14 protein-coding genes are annotated in these 15,666 nt (G+C 61.4%); 7 read left to right on the forward strand and 7 right to left on the reverse strand.

Annotation, left to right across the window (positions count from 1 at the left end):
- The first annotated feature begins 667 nt into the window (after nt 1–667).
- Nucleotides 668–1,246 carry a hypothetical protein gene (locus ACT7DV_RS07390; protein WP_444661588.1) on the forward strand — a complete coding sequence of 193 codons (579 nt, stop codon included), beginning with the start codon at nt 668–670 and terminating at the stop codon, nt 1,244–1,246.
- A gap of 16 nt (nt 1,247–1,262) precedes the next feature.
- Nucleotides 1,263–1,859 carry a hypothetical protein gene (locus ACT7DV_RS07395; RefSeq protein WP_444661589.1) on the forward strand — a complete coding sequence of 199 codons (597 nt, stop codon included), beginning with the start codon at nt 1,263–1,265 and terminating at the stop codon, nt 1,857–1,859.
- Nucleotides 1,860–2,011: 152 nt separating this feature from the next.
- Here ACT7DV_RS07395 and ACT7DV_RS07400 read toward each other — a convergent pair whose 3' ends face one another.
- Complete coding sequence (locus tag ACT7DV_RS07400; protein WP_444661590.1) at nt 2,012–2,485, reverse strand: hypothetical protein; 474 nt, start codon at nt 2,483–2,485, stop codon at nt 2,012–2,014.
- Nucleotides 2,486–2,620: 135 nt separating this feature from the next.
- A complete protein-coding gene (locus ACT7DV_RS07405) occupies nt 2,621–3,079 on the reverse strand; it encodes a hypothetical protein (protein ID WP_444661591.1) in 459 nt (152 codons plus the stop codon).
- A gap of 172 nt (nt 3,080–3,251) precedes the next feature.
- Between ACT7DV_RS07405 and ACT7DV_RS07410 the strand changes: the two genes are divergently transcribed.
- Nucleotides 3,252–3,812, forward strand: coding sequence for a MarR family winged helix-turn-helix transcriptional regulator (locus ACT7DV_RS07410; RefSeq protein WP_444661592.1), 561 nt, complete (start codon nt 3,252–3,254; stop codon nt 3,810–3,812).
- A gap of 230 nt (nt 3,813–4,042) precedes the next feature.
- On the forward strand, nt 4,043–4,330 hold the full coding sequence (locus ACT7DV_RS07415; protein ID WP_444661593.1) for a hypothetical protein: 288 nt from the start codon (nt 4,043–4,045) through the stop codon (nt 4,328–4,330).
- A gap of 86 nt (nt 4,331–4,416) precedes the next feature.
- On the opposite strand, the gene ACT7DV_RS07420 is transcribed toward ACT7DV_RS07415, so the two are convergent.
- From ACT7DV_RS07420 to ACT7DV_RS07435, 4 genes are all read right to left on the reverse strand, one after another.
- On the reverse strand, nt 4,417–4,677 hold the full coding sequence (locus ACT7DV_RS07420; protein ID WP_022875799.1) for a GlsB/YeaQ/YmgE family stress response membrane protein: 261 nt from the start codon (nt 4,675–4,677) through the stop codon (nt 4,417–4,419).
- A 336-nt stretch (nt 4,678–5,013) separates the two neighbouring features.
- Entirely contained in the window at nt 5,014–7,533 is a 2,520-nt protein-coding gene (locus ACT7DV_RS07425) for a GcvT family protein (RefSeq protein ID WP_444661594.1), read from the reverse strand.
- Between the two features lie 48 nt (nt 7,534–7,581).
- Nucleotides 7,582–8,970, reverse strand: a complete 1,389-nt coding sequence (locus tag ACT7DV_RS07430) for a flavin reductase family protein (protein WP_444661595.1) — start codon at nt 8,968–8,970, stop codon at nt 7,582–7,584.
- Nucleotides 8,967–10,271, reverse strand: coding sequence for an aromatic ring-hydroxylating oxygenase subunit alpha (locus ACT7DV_RS07435; protein ID WP_444661596.1), 1,305 nt, complete (start codon nt 10,269–10,271; stop codon nt 8,967–8,969). The genes ACT7DV_RS07430 and ACT7DV_RS07435 overlap by 4 nt, the downstream gene beginning before the upstream one ends.
- A 156-nt stretch (nt 10,272–10,427) precedes the next feature.
- Between ACT7DV_RS07435 and ACT7DV_RS07440 the strand changes: the two genes are divergently transcribed.
- The 3 genes from ACT7DV_RS07440 to ACT7DV_RS07450 all read left to right on the forward strand — a co-directional run bounded on the left by ACT7DV_RS07440 (nt 10,428) and on the right by ACT7DV_RS07450 (nt 14,793).
- Nucleotides 10,428–11,363 carry a LysR family transcriptional regulator gene (locus ACT7DV_RS07440; RefSeq protein WP_444661597.1) on the forward strand — a complete coding sequence of 312 codons (936 nt, stop codon included), beginning with the start codon at nt 10,428–10,430 and terminating at the stop codon, nt 11,361–11,363.
- A gap of 129 nt (nt 11,364–11,492) precedes the next feature.
- The gene (fdhA, locus tag ACT7DV_RS07445) at nt 11,493–12,707 is read left to right on the forward strand and encodes a formaldehyde dehydrogenase, glutathione-independent (protein ID WP_444661598.1); all 1,215 of its coding nucleotides are present in this window, start codon (nt 11,493–11,495) and stop codon (nt 12,705–12,707) included.
- A 205-nt stretch (nt 12,708–12,912) separates the two neighbouring features.
- Nucleotides 12,913–14,793 (forward strand): BCCT family transporter, encoded by a 1,881-nt coding sequence (locus ACT7DV_RS07450; RefSeq protein WP_444661599.1) that lies wholly within the window; start codon nt 12,913–12,915, stop codon nt 14,791–14,793.
- 33 nt (nt 14,794–14,826) lie between these two features.
- Here the strand turns inward: ACT7DV_RS07450 and ACT7DV_RS07455 are convergent, their stop codons facing one another.
- The gene (locus tag ACT7DV_RS07455) at nt 14,827–15,447 is read right to left on the reverse strand and encodes a GntR family transcriptional regulator (RefSeq protein ID WP_444661600.1); all 621 of its coding nucleotides are present in this window, start codon (nt 15,445–15,447) and stop codon (nt 14,827–14,829) included.
- Between the last annotated feature and the right edge of the window lie 219 nt (nt 15,448–15,666).

Raw genomic sequence — 15,666 nt, forward strand, 5'->3', positions numbered from 1 at the left:
CCATCTATAGGATCCTCTTTAGGGACTGTCAACAACACAACGGGGGAGCGGGGCATCAAACTTCATAGCCTCACAGAGCCATTCTGGACATTAGCGTGAGCTCGCCAATTGGCGAGCAATTATAGGAATCATGTCAGTCTTGGCGCAGCTGCGCGTCTCAACGATCCGGGAGAACCCCCGCAGGGGATTGGAGAGCCAACGCGCTTAAGGGACGATCGACTGCCGTGCTACTGCAGTGTCCGCAAAGCGCATAGAAGAAGAACTGGGCATATGAGCTGCGGGCAAAGCCTATCCACAATTAGCCAAATCCATAGGAGTTAGCACTTCTGCGATCCAACGAGCTTTACGCCAATTGCAGGAAAATTCCGATAATTGTTCCTGAAAATCTGCATGAAGTCGACTCTTTCCGAGAATTGCCCTTTTCATCATTTGCAACATATTGATAACAAAACGCGGGTTTTTCGAAAAAGTGGAAAATTTACAAGAGAAATGAAATAGGCTCCATGTAGGTCAGATCACATGCTTTCGCGGCATAGGTGGCGCGCCCAACATTATTGGGGCTGACTTGATGAATCACTCACGTCATACCGAGGGGAAGTATGAAGAACGGCAAGCGTCGGATCGTTGCATTTTAAGCGCTGCTTGTTTGGCATCGGGAGCCGCAATCGTGGCGACGCCAGCTCTCGCAGCTCCAGATGAGTCGATTTCAGGAGGGGTAATAGGTACTCCTGCCGCAATTAGCTGCGGTGGTTTCGCGGGGAGTTACTACACTGTCACCAACATATCAAAAGTCAAGAAAGTCACCCATGCCAGTAAGCACTACAACGGTACAAGCAGTAATTCAACGGCAACATACTCTTCCGCGAAGCAGCAGACCTTGACCGCCGGGGTGACTTATTCTGCAGGGGTATCTGCAGGAGGAACTGCTGATTTCAGAGCAGTTGCCGCCAAGCTTGGAGCCAATACCCGTCTAGATTTGGCCGCTTCAGGATCCAAAACTAGTGGAAGCACCCTCTCGATTTCTGCCACCATCAAGCCAAAGAAGTACGTTGTCGTAGCAGCCGGCAATACTCAAGTCACTGGTAAGTGGAAGAAGAACTATTGCGCTTCTGGAAACTCGGGAGTTGTTGTTAAAGCCAGTGGAACCGGTAAATCCCACACCATCCGTGAAACCGCCACGGTGCAATGCGACCTGTCGCAGCCATCAGGATCGCTCGCAGGATTAGCTAAGTCTAGGTACTGCTAGAAGAAGGAGAAACTAGATGAAGCGAAATGCCTTCGCAGCATTTGCTTTTGGGCTAGCCCTGGTGATCACTTCATGCACGAACCAGGAGAAGACCCAAAGCGGGGAGACTCCGGAGCCTGCATTAGCCCCTGTTGCTTCATGCGATCGTCCGTATGTGGTCAGTGACGGCGAGTCCAAGGGAAAGTCGGAATTCATTCGAGTCGACAAGTTCTACGATCAGGATATGAGCGAAACTTTGCTCGACAAGAAGGTTGCCTCATCCATCCAATGGGCTCCGCAGCCCGAGTGGGATAACCAGGACGAAGTGCTGAAAGCTGTCAATGAAGTCTCACCGGATGCAGTCAAGGAGCAGCCTTTCCTCTATATAGAGGGGATTGAAACAATGCTCAAGAACTCTGAACAATCCTCTGGATTTCTGGGGTACTATGCAGCAACGCCTATGACCTATAAATTCAGCGTGCAATGCCAGAATGATCAGGGCAATTGGTATCAGTTGAGTTTTTCTACCTGGACTGAGTCTGATCTGGGGATTATCGACTGCAACTTGAAGTTAGACATGGATGCTCCCAAGGCGGCAAGCAAAGCATACGGCGCGTACTGCCAGGATTCTTAGGACTAAATTCCGCATAGTTAAACAGAGCGGGGACTGCCCTTCGGATGGAGGACAGTCCCCGCTCTTCTTGCCGTCAAGGAAGATTGCGTCTGACCATACACAAGCGACAGCTCTCCTCCAGGGTTCTGAAAACTGGGGTTTTCCACCTGAGGCTATTCTGCGCCAGTGGATGCCAGAGCTTGCCGCGGGTCTGGCAACTGGTATCGCTTGCCCGCGAAGCCCGGCGCCTGCATGGCATGGCAAGAAGGGACAACGTGGGCTACTGCAGTGTTTTGCCAAAACTTCACGCGGAATTCGGCAATCGTCACCGAGCTGAGACGGTCGAAGAATTCTCCGATGGTGACCGTGGCAGGGGAGGGGGCAACGATGCGCAGCGCCGATTGCGGGGTGGTGATGTGGAGCATGCGCAGCTCGTCGCTGCGAGGATCGAGCATGGCGACCAGTGCTGCTTGTCCGTGGATGGAGACCATTGCCATCACGTCATTAAGTGGTTCGCTAGAGCGGGCCATCACGATGGGCATTCCCGGTGCCCAGCCGTATGAAGCCAAATGGGACTTGCCCTCACGGGTGGCGAGAAAATCGGCGACCCTCACGGCGGTCTGGGTTCTAGCAATTCGGCCTGGCATTGTAGATACTTCCCCTTCTTGCATTCCTCAGTGAATATGGTTCATCTCAGGGCCCTGTTGCGATGCGTCTGAGCATCATCGACCGGCCCGGTTTTCGTGGACCATCGAGCGATCCACAGTGGCCATGGTGCTGCACTAGGCCATGCTCAAATCTGCGTGCGTCCCTCCTGTCTCTGGCCGGAAGCCTTCGGTGGCGGTCAGAGCCGGGGTTGCGAAGGGATCGTCCAACCAGCCGGCGCAGTGCCCGGAATCCTGCAGGCGTTCTGGCTGCGGAAAAAGATTCTCCCGGCCTGCCACCGCGAACTGCAGGTTGCGCACTTCGAACTGGATACCCAGTGACTGCTCCATCTGCGGCAACAGGATGTCATTGACGTACTGCATCAGCGCCGTGACGTGTTCTTCGCTCTCTGCTGTGCAGGTCAGGTTGACGACCAGCTTTTCCGGGGTTCCCTGGATAGTGCAGAACGCCGAATGAACTGTGCTCTGGAGTTCGCATTGCTGTGTCCCGAAGAATGCTATGTCCCGCATCCTCGCCGCCCACGCGTTGTTGCCTGCGTTTTTCTTATCTGCGGAAACTGCTAACTGCTCTTTCATCTTGTGCTCCGGCACTGGTCAGTGTTTCGTAGTAGAATATATGTAGACTGGCTAACTATTAGATAGGCTACATTATTTTTTTCAGAAAAGGCAAGCTGGAATTTCGCAGTGAGGAGCGAAAGGCCCTCAAGTTGCTCGGGCATTGCGCTCGTATCCGACGAAAGGAGTTCTCATGAGCCACTACGAGGCAAGTGGATATTGGTATGGTGACGGCCAGTCGGCTCCGGAGGCCGTCGACTTGCTGAACCTCATGCGCCGCTATCGCGACGCAGAGCGGAACATGCGCGCCAATACCCGCGGATCCATGGGGATGAACGAGACAGACATGACTGCTTTGCGCTTCTTGCTGGGAGCGCACCGAAAGGGCGAAGTGCCCCGTCAGCGCGATTTCGCCGAGAAACTCGGCATATCCAATGCCTCAGTGTCAGCCCTGGTCGACAGGCTCTGCCGCGACGGGTACGCGCAACGGGTCATGCATCCGGCCGACCGCAGATCTGTGGGCATTGTCCCAACCCAGTACAGCGACACCGAAGTGCGCGGAACTTTGCAGCAGATGCATGAGCGGATGATGGCTGCGGTTGATGGGCTCAACGCAGAAGAGCGAAAGGCAGCCGCAAAATTCTTGCACGCCCTCATTGCCAGCGTGGAGTGGAATGATCTTGATCTAGGCCATGCGGCGCAGCGCGATCACGAGCTTCGCGATGTACCCGGGAGCAACCTTGCATCTTCCTAGGGCGACAGCTGGGAATCGCTGCTCGGCTCCGTGGGACTGATATCCCTTCGCCAAGCGGGGTAGAGGGAGCATTCCGGCGGAGATGCCATTCAACGCAGCGGCCTCGATCCTATATCCAAGGTTTCCCCGCCGATGCTGAAGAAAACCTTGAGGCGGATGCCCCAGCTGCGCTGGATGCGTAGGTTGAAGCCCAAAGGAGATAGGCGACCATATAAGAGAGGGTGATTTGAATGCCACGCAGGCGCATCGAAGTCAGTGTCAGCCATGACGAGTTCGAAGACCTCAACAACGCGCTTGAGGACCACCGCAATGGCTTCACGGATATGGCAGAGGAAGCGTCCAACGGACTTGGCCTGGAACCCGAGTACTGGGTGGGCCGGGCCAATGAAGTCCAAAGCCTGCTCGAAAAAGTCCACGAGTATAGCAGTGAGGAAACGGCAGCGGCCAACGACTCGAATCGAACCCGGAGAAGCGGGCACCGGGCAGACCGCGAGGCGCAATCGGACCCACGTGACTAGGCCGTGCGATGGCCCAAAGAATTCTGGATCACTATTGACCGCGGGCGCGCCCTTCAAGGGCGCGCCCGCGGTCATTGTCTTGATAACTAGGCGCGCTTGCGGGTCAGCAAGCCCCAGATGACGAGGACAACGAGCGAGCCGCCAATAGCCAGCAGCCAAGTCGAGAGCGACCAGAACTGGTTGATTCCCACATTGAAGATCGCGGAGCCGATCCATCCGCCAACGAGCGCTCCGACGATGCCCAAGAGCAGCGTCGCGATCCATCCGCCGCCCTGCTGCCCGGGCTTAATGGCCTTGGCAATAGCCCCGGCGATCAGTCCCAAAACGATCCATCCTAGAATGCCCATGGAGATTTCTCCTCTGCTCGGTTTCACGGTGTTCCGGTGGTGCCTGCTGGCACCGCCTTCCAGATAAGCAAGGTACTAGAAGCCGCTGAAGCATCGATGCCAAGCTGGGTGCTTCCTGGGAGCCCGGCGCTTGCGATGCCCGGAAAATCGCCTTGGCATTTAGCACATCCAAGAGGAGAGGCGCAACGCATCTTTAGGAGCCGGTTGACGCGGCAAAGGAACTCGATCGCTTCGTGACTGGGCAGAGTCCGATCCCGCAAGCAGGCATCCTGGCAGCGCAAAGGCCGGGCGGCTGTTCAGGGTGAACAGCCGCCCGGCCTCTTCCGCAGCTAGTCGCTAGCTGGCCGTGCTGGCCAGCGACAGGCCGCGCAGGCGGTCCATCTGCGGATCGTACAGCGGATCGTCAACCACGGTGGCGGCGATCGGCTGGCCGAAGTACTCGATCTGCACCGAGTCGCCGGTTTCCACCGATAGTGGCAGCCAGGCGTAGGCGATCGGCTTGCGGACCGTGTAGCCGTAGGCGGCACTGGTGATGTAGCCCGAAGCCTTGCCGTTGACATACACCGGCTCCTTGCCCAGGACCACGGAGACGCCGTCGTCAATGGTCAAGCAGCGCAGGCGCTTGGTGGCGGCTGCGGCGCGTGCGGCCAGGGCCGACTTGCCCACGAAGTCCACGGTCTTGGCGGCCTTGACCGCGAAGCCCAGGCCAGCCTGTTCCGGTTCGTGCTCGCTGGTCATATCGGTGCCGAAGGAGCGGAAGCCCTTCTCCAATCGCATGGAGTTGAAGGCCTCGCGTCCGCCGGCGATGATGCCCTGCTCCTGGCCGGCCTCGAAGAGCACGTCCCAGAGCTTGGCGCTGACATCCGCCGAAGCGTAGAGCTCCCAGCCGAATTCGCCCACATAGGACAGGCGCATGGCAGTGACCGGGATGCCGGCAATGGAGATCTGCTTGGTGCGGAAGTATTTCAGGCCCTCGTTGCTCATGTCATCGTCGGTGACCTTGTTCATCACGTCCAGGGCCAGCGGGCCCCATAGGCCGATGCACGAGGTGCCGGCGGTGATATCGCGCACGGCGGCCCACTTGCCCGGGTTGGCGGCGTTGAACTTCTTGGCCTCGCGGTTCAGGTAGGCGACATCCACATTCGAATTGATGCCGGCCTGGTAGACCTCGTCGGAGAGCCGGGCCACGGTGATGTCGCTGGTGATGCCGCCGGCAGCATCGAGCAGCAGGGTGTAGCTGACCATGCCCGGGGCGCGCAGCATGTTGGCCGTGGTCAACCCCTGCAGCAGTTCACCGGCACCCGGGCCGGTGACCTCGACGCGCTTGAGCGGGGTCATGTCGAACATGGCCACCGCGGTGCGGGTCTTCCAGGCTTCCACCGCGGCGATCGGGGAGTGGAACTTGTCGGACCAGGCATCGCGTTCCGGGGCGGCCCATTCTTCGGGCAGCGACTCCAGCAGCGCGGCGTTGGCCTCGTACCAGTGCGGGCGCTCCCAGCCTGTGCCTTCCAGGAAGAAGGCGCCGAGGGCCTGCTGGCGGGAGTAGAACGGGGAGGTACGCACGGCGCGCGGCTTGGTGCGCGGCTCCAGCGGGTGGCGGACGTCGTAGATTTCCACGAAGTTCTGCTGCGAGGTCTCGCTGACGTACTCCTTGGTGGTCTGCATGTCCTCGAAGCGGTTCAGGTCGCAGTCGCTCAAATCGGTGGTGGAGGTGCCGGTGGCAATCAATTCAGCCACGGCCTTGGCGATGCCCGGAGCGTGGGTGACCCAGACGGCTTCGGCCGCGTAGAAGCCATCCACTTCCTTGGACTGGCCGACCAGCGAGCCGCCGTCCGGGGTGAAGGAGAAGATGCCGTTGAAGCCGCGCTGGATCTGGGTGTTGCGCAGATCCGGTAGCAGTTCCTGGGTGGCTTCCCACTCGGCGGCGAAGTCCTCGGGGGTGAAGTCCAGCGAGGAAGGCATGCGCTCGTGGGTGATCTCCTCCGGGCGGTAGGACTTGAGGGTATCCAGGTCCACCGGCATCGGCCGGTGGGCGTAGGAGCCGATGCCGATGCGGTCGCCCCATTCGCGGTAGTAGAGGTCGCGGTCCTGGTAGCGCAGGATCGGGCGGCTGGCGCCGTTGGGCAGCTCGTTGACGCCGGCCAGCGATGGGGCCGGGGTGGTCCAGACGAACTGGTGGCCCAGTGGCAGCAGCGGGATCGAGGTGCCGACCATCTTGCCGATGTTAGGGCCCCAGAATCCGGCGCAGGAGACGACGATATCGGCCTCGAAACGGTCCTCGCCGCAGATCACCGCGGCGACCTTGCCGCCGGAGACCTCGATGTCGGTGACGATGGTGCGGTCGCGGAATTCCACACCCGCGGCCTTGGCGCGTTCCATGACCAGCTGGGTTCCCTTGGCGGCCAGGGCCAGGCCGTCGCCCGGGGTGTACAGCCCGCCGAGCACCTTGCCCTCGGCAAGCATCGGGAACTTCTTCAGGCACTCGTCGGCGTCGATGACCTCGGCCTCGACCCCGTAGGAGCGGTTCCAGCCGGCGCGGCGGTGCAGGTCGGCCAAGCGCTCCTCGTTGGTGGCGATCTCCAGGCCGCCCACCGGGAGGAAGGAGCTGGTGCCGTCGGCGCCGATCAGCGAGCTGAGCTTCTTGATGGTGTACTGGGCGAACTCCGTCATGGACTTGGACGGGTTGGAGGAGTACACCAGCCCCGGAGCATGCGAGGTGGATCCGCCGGGGATATCAAGTGGTCCTTGCTCGATGACCAAGGTGTTGGTGTGGCCCAGGATGGCCAGTTCGTCGGCCAGGTTGGCGCCGACAATGCCGGCGCCGATGATGATGACCCGAGGGGAAACAGGGGACATGGTGACTCCTTTGAAGCTGGATGGCTAAGTGTGTGGTGGAACTGGCGACTAGGCGTCGATGACCAGGTCCGTTTGGGCGGTGGAACAGCACGGGAGGAATTTGCCGGCGGTGATTTCCCGGGCGCGGATGCCGCCCTGGTGGTTCATGTTCACCTCGCCGGAAAGCTTGACGACCTTGCACGAGCCGCACATGCCCTCCTGGCAGTTGGCGCCGATGCGCACCCCGGCCCGCTGGGCCGGGCCCAGGATCTTTTCCTCGGGGTTGATCTTGACGTTGATCCCCGAGCGCACGAAGCTCATGGTGATGGTGCCTTCGCCCACGGTCTCGAATCCCGAGGTATCTGGCGGAAGCTGGTCGTCCACCGGTTCGGCCGGCGGGACCGGAGCATCGGCAGCAACTGCGATCAGCTCCTGGCCGCTGGCCTCGATGGTGCCGGTCTCGTCGTAGTCGGGCTCGTACATGCCCAGTTCCGGCGGCTGGCTCTCGTAGAACTCCTCCACCGACTCGGCCACTTCCTCGGCGATGGACTCGGCGAGCACGATTTCCTTCTGGTATTCCAGCAGGGTCTTGCGGTCGCCGGAGAAGAATTCCATGAACACCGAGGTGTCGTCCACCCCGACCTCGCGCAGCAGCTGCGTGGCCGAGTTCAGGTAGCCTTCGGGCCCGCAGGCGAACACCTTGCGGCCATTGGCGTCCGGGGCGACCTCGTCGATCATCTTCGCGGAAAGCCGGCCGGCGAAGCCCTTCCAGCTCTTGGGCTTCTCGCGGTCGCCCAGGGAGTAGAACACCTTGATGCGGGTGTCGACCTTGGAAATGTATTCCAGCTCCTGCCAGAAGGCGAAGTCCCCGGGCACGGTCCCGTGGCACAGCACGATCACATCGGCCTGGCCCGGCAGGGAGTGGATGGTGCGCACCATGGACATGATCGGAGTGATCCCGGCACCGGCAGACAAGAACAGGTAGCGTGCCCGGCGGTCCGAGTCTCCCAGGTGGAAGGCCCCGACCGGTCCGAGCATATCCAGCACCATGCCCGGGCGCAGGTTCTCATGGGCCCACGAGGAGACCAGGCCCTTGGGGTCGCGCTTGATGCTGACGTTGAAGGTCCAGGGGACAGTTGGCGCGCTGGAGATCGAGTAGCTGCGATCCACCGTGTCCTCGCCCTCGCCGTAGACCGGGAAGGCGATGTTCAAGTACTGCCCTGCGCGGAAGGCCAGCGGCGCGCCATCGAGGCGGCGGAAGACGAAGGTCATCAGCCCGCCGGCTTCCTCGATGTTCTGCACGCATTCGGCCAGGAATTCCTGCGGATGCCAGGGCCCCAGCGCCTTGGCTGCGCTGGCTGCCTGGTCCTGGGTGCTGAGCACCCGGTTCCACGGCATTTCCAGTCCGCGGATGCGCTGTGCGGTGGAGGTTCCCACTACGGTCGTGCCACCGCTCATGCCAGGTGCTCCAGGACGCGCTGGGTGTACCAGTTGATGAAGGCCTCGACCTGGTATTCGCTCTTCATGTACGGGCCCTGCTGGTAGGCGGGGCTTCCTGCGCCGGTCTGGCACAGCTCCACGAAGGCCTTGTCCTGGATGTTGGTCTGCTTCCAGGTGTGGGTGAGCTTGTCCAGGTCGTAGTCGACGCCTTCCACGGCGTCATCGGCGACCAGCCAGGTGGTGCGCACCAGGGTCTGGTGCTCGTTGATCGGGTAGGCGCCGAAGGTGATGACATGGTCGGACTGGAAGTGGAACCAGGAGTTGGGTTGCAGGTGCATGGAGCAGCGGCCCAGGCGGAAGTCGCGCAGATCGCCCAGCAGCTTCTTTGACAGGCGGCGCCCGTCCGGGGAGAAGGATTCGCCTTCGCCGTCCAGGGATTCGCGGGAGATGCGGATGCCGGCAATGCGGGTATCGAGTTCTTCGATGACTTCGTAGGGCAGCCCGTAGCGGCGGCAGCGTTCTTCCAGCGCCTCCTTGGCGGCCTTGTTGCGTTCCCAGACCTCTTCCAGATGCGGCGGGACCAGCTCATCGGTCAGGCCCCAGGTGGGGAACAGCGAGCAGGCCAGTTCCGGGTGGCCATCGCAGTGGTAGCACTCGCGGTTGTTCTCCATCACGAGCTTCCAGTTGCCCTCTTCGATGATGTCCTGCTGGTAGGCGACCTTGGCGCGGCCCAGGTCGTGAGGAGCCAGGTAGGGTTCGAAGATCTTGGCGACCTCATCGAAGTCGGTGGGTGGTTCGGCGGCGATGGAGACGAAGATCAGGCCCGCGTGGATGCGGCCGTGGGCGCGCTTGAGGGCGAAGCAGTTCTTGTCGAAGTCGATTTCGCCCGGCGAGGAGGCATGGATCAAATCGCCTTCGGGCGAGTAGGTCCAGGAGTGGTAGCCGCAAACCAGATTGCCGGTGCTGCCCGCGGACTCGGTCAGGACGCGGGCTCCGCGGTGGCGGCAGACGTTGTGCAGGACATTGACCCCGCCATCATCGGTGCGCAGCACGATCAGGGAGTGCGGTCCGTAGTCCAGGGTGACGTAGTCCCCGGGCTCGGGAACTTCGGCCACGCTGGCGGCAAAGAGCCAGTGGGTGCCGAAGATGGCTTCCATCTCGACCTTGAAGATCGCTGGGTCGGTGTAGAACGGGGCTTCAAGGGAAAACCCCTTGCGCCGGTTCTGGAAGAGTTCGGTAATTTCGGCGAGCTGTTGGGTCTCCACAGTCGAAGCGAGCTTGCCACGCGTGCTGCGCGCGGCACTTACCGAAGCGGTCATCTGTTACTCCTAGAAACACAGCGCCTGAGCGCCCTTGAGGTGTGGTTGAGCGGTGAGCTGGATCACGAAAATGATCAACCGCATGAATCGAGACTAGGAATAATTAGTGTCCATGAAAAGCGCAAGATTTCGAACAAAATCATGCACAATTGATGCATGATTGATCCACGCTTGAGCACCCTTCGGGTCTTCTCTTCCACCGGCAACGTGGCACGGACCGCGGAACTGACCGGATACTCGCCCTCGGCGGTCTCGGCGCAGCTGCGCGAACTGCAGCGCAGCCTGGGAATCACGCTGCTGGTCAAGGATGGGCGGGGGGTGCGGCTGACCGCCGCGGGCCGGCACTTTGTGGCGGGGCTCGACTCGATTGTGACGCAGTGGGAGCGGTTGATGGCTTCCTCGCGCACCGCCTCGGGGCAGTTGCAGGCAAGCTTCGGATTGGGCGGATTCTCCACCGCGGCTGCCGAGCTGCTGGCACCGCTGGCCGCCAAGCTGCGCACCAGCCGGCCGGAGATGGAAGTGAGGCTGGTCGAGGCCCAGCCCCAGCGCTGCCTGGATCTGCTGCTTTCCGAGCGCATCGACCTGGCGGTGATCGTCGCGAGCCAGTCGCAGACCGGCACCCTGATCCAGGCCCGGTTCGAGCAGACGGTGCTGCTCGATGACCCGCTGGATGTGGTGCTGCCCGCCGATCACCGCTTGGCGATGAACAAGTCGGTGTCCCTGGAGCAGCTGGCCGATGATCCGTGGATTACCGAATCCGAGCACTCGGTGTACCGGGCGCTCTTTGTCGCCGCCTTCACCTCGCTGGGCGTTACCCCGCATATCGCCCACGAGGCGGTGGAGTGGGAAACCATGATCGCGTTCATCGGCGCCGGGCTGGGTGTCGGCTTGCTGCCGCGGCTGGCCACGCTGGCCCACGTGGACAATGTGGTGCGCCGCCGGATCACCGGGGTGGCCAAGCCATCTCGCCGCATCGTCGCGGTGACCCGCAAGGGGTCACTGGGCTCTCCCATGATCGAGGATTCGCTGAAAATATTGCAGGACACGGCGAAGGGGATTATTTCCCAGCGTTCCGCGGAAGAGTTGGACTGATCCACGGCGGGTCAGCTGCGACACAGATGCACTCCGACCCTGCCGGGCTATTGACATGGATCACACACATGAGGAGACTTTCCTACATCCGATTAGTATCCAACTGATATTTCATGCGAAAGGTCTGGCATGGGAAACCTAGCAGTGAGTTATGCAGGAGCGGGCAAAGTCGAGCTGATCGACACCCCGTACCCGGAGTTCGAATTGAAAGACGGCCCGGGAGTCCACCCGGCCAACATCGGGCGCAAGGTCCACCACGGCGTCATCCTCAAAACCGTCGCCACCAACATTTGCGGCTCTGACCAGCACATGGTCCGCGGCCGCACCACCGCGCCAGAAGGTCTGGTCCTCGGCCACGAAATCACCGGCGAGGTAGTGGAAGTCGGCCGGGACGTTGAGTTCCTCAAGGTCGGCGACATGGTCTCGGTGCCTTTCAACATCTCTTGCGGCCGTTGCCGCAACTGCAAAACCGGGCAGACCGGCATTTGCCTGAACGTGAACCCGGATCGCCCGGGCTCAGCCTACGGCTACGTGGACATGGGCGGCTGGGTTGGCGGCCAGGCCGAATACGTGCTGGTTCCCTATGCCGACTGGAACGCGCTGAAGTTCCCGGATCGCGACCAGGCCATGGAGAAGATCCTTGATCTGGCCATGCTCTCGGACATCTTCCCCACCGGCTACCACGGTGCCATCGGCGCCGGCGTGACTGTGGGCTCCACCGTCTACGTGGCCGGCGCAGGCCCGGTGGGCCTGGCCGCGGCCACCTCGGCCCAGCTGCTCGGCGCGGCCACCGTGATCGTCGGCGACCTGAACGCCGATCGCCTGGCCCAGGCCCGCAGCTTCGGCTGCGAAACCGTCGACGTCTCGCAGGGGGATCCAGCCGAGCAGATCGCGCAGATCCTCGGCGTTCCCGAAGTGGATTGCGGCATCGACGCGGTGGGCTTCGAGGCCCGCGGGCACGGTCACGATGCCGGCAAGGAGCAGCCGGCCACCGTGCTGAACTCGCTGATGGAAATCACCCGCGCCGGCGGCAGCCTGGGCATCCCGGGCCTGTACGTCACCGGGGATCCGGGAGCCACCGACGAAGCAGCCAAGGTCGGCGCGCTCTCCATGCGCTTCGGACTGGGCTTCGCCAAGTCCCACACCTTTGTCACCGGCCAGTGCCCGGCGATGAAGTACAACCGCGGCCTGATGCAGGCAATCCTCTCCGACAAGGTATCGATTGCCAAGAATGTCAATGCCACCGCAATTGCGCTGAAGGAGGCGCCGCAGGGCTATGCGGCCTTTGACGAGGGCGCAGCCCAGAAGTTCGTGCTGGACCCTCACGGCCTGATCAGCGCCTGATATTCGCGCCACCTGAACTCGTGGCGGCAACCGGGCTGGAACGCTGGCGTGCCAGCCCGGCTGCCGCCAGCGCCAGCCCGCCCCGGGCCGGCGCACCCCTCTAGACCCCCAGATCACGAGGCAACTCGTGACCTGGACACAGGCCGGCCGCCGCGGACCACACCCAACAGGCGCCCCGCCTCTTCCCCTCACTGAAGGAAATCCCATGAAGAGCACTGAGCAACCTGTCAAAGACCTCGTCAGCGAGCTGCATTCGGCGCGAAGACGAAGGCCCCGGCGTTATCTGAACAGCGGTACCGACTATTGGGTGTTCGGCATCGCAGGAATTCTCACCCTCGCATTCATCGTGTGGGGCTTCGTCTCGCCCGCTGGTTTGGGCAGCGTCGCATCCACCGCCCTCGACTGGGTCATCACCAATACCGGCTGGGTCTTTGTCATCGCGGCAACGGTCTTCACCATCTTTGTCCTGGTGGTGGCCGCAAGGAACTTCGGCCGCATCCCGCTGGGCAAGGATGATGAAAAGCCGCAGTTCAGCACGGTTTCATGGGTCTCCATGATGTTTGCCACCGGCATGGGCATCGGCCTGGTTTTCTATGGGGTCGGCGAGCCGCTGTACTTCTACATGGTTCCGCCACCGGAAACCGTCGGCGGGCAGACTTCGGCCGCCGTGGGCACCGCCATGGGCACCACGCTCTTCCACTGGACCCTGTTCCCCTGGGCGATGTACGCCATCGTCGGCCTGGGCATGGCCTATGGCAGTTTCCGCCTGGGCCGCCCGCAGTTGTTCTCCTCGATGTTCTCCTCCATCTTTGGCGAACGCGCCGTCAATGGCTGGGGCGGGAAGACCATCAACATCCTGGCCATCCTGGCCACGCTCTTCGGCTCGGCCTGTTCGCTGGGCCTGGGCGCATTGCAGATTGGCGGCGGCATCCAGTCGGCCGGCATCATGTCCTCCGTGGGTTCGGGAATCCTGGTCTTGATCATTGCCATCTTGACCGCCCTGTTTGTTGCTTCGGCCGTTTCCGGGATTGAACGCGGCATCCAGTGGCTGTCGAACATCAACATGGTCTTGGCAGTGGCGCTGGCCCTGGTGGTCTTCATCGGCGGGCCGACGCTGTTCATCCTGAACGTCATCCCGAATGCAGTTGGTTCCTTCATCGCCGATCTGCCACAGATGGCATCGCGCACCGCCTCCTCCGGCGACGGGGACATGGCCAGCTGGCTGTCCTCGTGGACCATTTTCTACTGGGCGTGGTGGGTTTCATGGACCCCATTTGTGGGCCTGTTCATCGCACGCATTTCCCGTGGCCGCACCATCCGCCAGTTTGTCACCGGCGTGCTGCTGGTCCCATCGGCTGTCACCCTGCTGTGGTTTGCGATCTTCGGCGGCGGCGCCATCGGCATCCAGGAGCGCGCCGAGCGCGGCGGAGACATGGGCCAGGCGCTGACCAGGATGGTGGACGGCGCACCGGATATCAACTTCGACTCGGTCCTCTTCAGCTTGCTGGGCAGCCTGAATCTTCCGGGCTGGATTGCCACCGGCTTGATGGTCCTCACGGTCGTGCTGATTGCGATCTTCTTTGTCACCGGCGCCGACTCGGCCTCGATCGTGATGGGTGCCTTGAGCGAGCGCGGCGCCGAAGAGCCAACCAAGAAGTCGGTGATCTTCTGGGGCGTATCAGTCGGTGCGGTGGCTGCAGTGATGCTGCTGGCAGGTGGTGATCATCCGGCGGCCGCCCTGAACGGCTTGAAGAACATCACCATCGTTTCGGCTCTGCCCTTTGTGCTCGTGATGCTGCTGCTGTGCGTCGCGCTGTGGAAGGACTTGAGCCGCGACCCGCTGGTCCTGCGAGAAAAAGTGGCCCAGGAAGTTCTGGAGCAGGCCGTGGATGAAGGCATTGATCGCCATGCCGGCGAGCATTTCAGCCTGATGACTTCAGAACAGCCGATTGTCAAGGTTTCTGGCGATGAGCCGGTGATCCTGCCGGCCCCCGATGTGTCGCCAGAGGCAGCAGGACAAGAGCTGGATCCTGAACAGGGTACGGATCGGGATACCGATCTGGAACCGGAAGGTGCCGGCAGGTAATTGATATAGTCAGTGGCGCCCCTTGGCCTTCGGCTAGGGGGCGCTGCGCAGCGCCTGCTCGAAGTGGGCGACGTGCTCGGTGACCAATTTGGCAGCCAGGTCAGCGTCACCGTCCAAGATTGCCCGCAGCAGCGCTGAGTGCTCCTTGATGTGCTCGGCGATGGGTGGCATCTGGTCGATGACCAGGCACCAGATGCGCGTCACCAGATTATCAAGGCGCACGAGGGTTTCCTCAAGATGCTTGTTGCCGGCAGCCTTGTAGATCAGCCGATGCATTTGGATATCGAGCAGCAGCAGGGAGCGCTGATCGAGCGCCGGATCCAGAGAGTCGATGCGCTCCAGATAGCCGGAGAGCTGGGCGCGGATTTCTGGATCCCTGTTGGCGGCGGCATTGCGTGCTGCTACGGGTTCCAGTACCTGGCGCATTTCGGAGATGTAGTTCAGTTCATGGAAATCTACGGCCGTGGCAAAGGTTCCGCGGCGTGGATAGGAGACCACCAGGTGGTCTGTTTCCAGGCGCTTGAGCGCTTCGCGCATCGGGGTGCGCCCGATGCCCAGTTCCTCAGCCAGTTGCGGCTCGTGGATCGGGTGGGTTGGAGCGATTTCAAGCAGCATCAGGCGATCACGCAGCGCCGCGTAGGCGCGGTCTGCCATTGAACCTTGTTCCGTAATGGTGCTTGAGAATTCCGTGTGCATTGAAAATTCGCTCTCTTCACTGTTCAAATCTCTTTTGCAATAGTCACAGGGTATCGCCTGAGAGTGCATTCATTGATTTTGCCCCGCGAATTCGGTGCATTTCGGTGCAGAATTGCGCTTAAATGCGCGGGGTCGAAGGAACTTGGAAATCTCCGGGGAAATCTTGTTGACGCTGTG

The sequence above is a fragment of the Glutamicibacter sp. TV12E genome (genome assembly GCF_052441935.1).
Classification (GTDB): Bacteria; Actinomycetota; Actinomycetes; order Actinomycetales; family Micrococcaceae; genus Glutamicibacter.

Bases quoted from the DNA above. Each gene is read 5' to 3' on its own strand.
- ACT7DV_RS07395 (WP_444661589.1), top strand. From the start codon at position 1,263: ATGAAGCGAAATGCCTTCGCAGCATTTGCTTTTGGGCTAGCCCTGGTG.
- ACT7DV_RS07400 (WP_444661590.1), bottom strand. From the start codon at position 2,485: ATGCCAGGCCGAATTGCTAGAACCCAGACCGCCGTGAGGGTCGCCGAT.
- ACT7DV_RS07405 (WP_444661591.1), bottom strand. From the start codon at position 3,079: ATGAAAGAGCAGTTAGCAGTTTCCGCAGATAAGAAAAACGCAGGCAAC.
- ACT7DV_RS07410 (WP_444661592.1), top strand. From the start codon at position 3,252: ATGAGCCACTACGAGGCAAGTGGATATTGGTATGGTGACGGCCAGTCG.
- ACT7DV_RS07415 (WP_444661593.1), top strand. From the start codon at position 4,043: ATGCCACGCAGGCGCATCGAAGTCAGTGTCAGCCATGACGAGTTCGAA.
- ACT7DV_RS07420 (WP_022875799.1), bottom strand. From the start codon at position 4,677: ATGGGCATTCTAGGATGGATCGTTTTGGGACTGATCGCCGGGGCTATT.
- ACT7DV_RS07425 (WP_444661594.1), bottom strand. From the start codon at position 7,533: ATGTCCCCTGTTTCCCCTCGGGTCATCATCATCGGCGCCGGCATTGTC.
- ACT7DV_RS07430 (WP_444661595.1), bottom strand. From the start codon at position 8,970: ATGAGCGGTGGCACGACCGTAGTGGGAACCTCCACCGCACAGCGCATC.
- ACT7DV_RS07435 (WP_444661596.1), bottom strand. From the start codon at position 10,271: ATGACCGCTTCGGTAAGTGCCGCGCGCAGCACGCGTGGCAAGCTCGCT.
- ACT7DV_RS07440 (WP_444661597.1), top strand. From the start codon at position 10,428: ATGATTGATCCACGCTTGAGCACCCTTCGGGTCTTCTCTTCCACCGGC.
- fdhA (WP_444661598.1), top strand. From the start codon at position 11,493: ATGGGAAACCTAGCAGTGAGTTATGCAGGAGCGGGCAAAGTCGAGCTG.
- ACT7DV_RS07450 (WP_444661599.1), top strand. From the start codon at position 12,913: ATGAAGAGCACTGAGCAACCTGTCAAAGACCTCGTCAGCGAGCTGCAT.
- ACT7DV_RS07455 (WP_444661600.1), bottom strand. From the start codon at position 15,447: ATGGCAGACCGCGCCTACGCGGCGCTGCGTGATCGCCTGATGCTGCTT.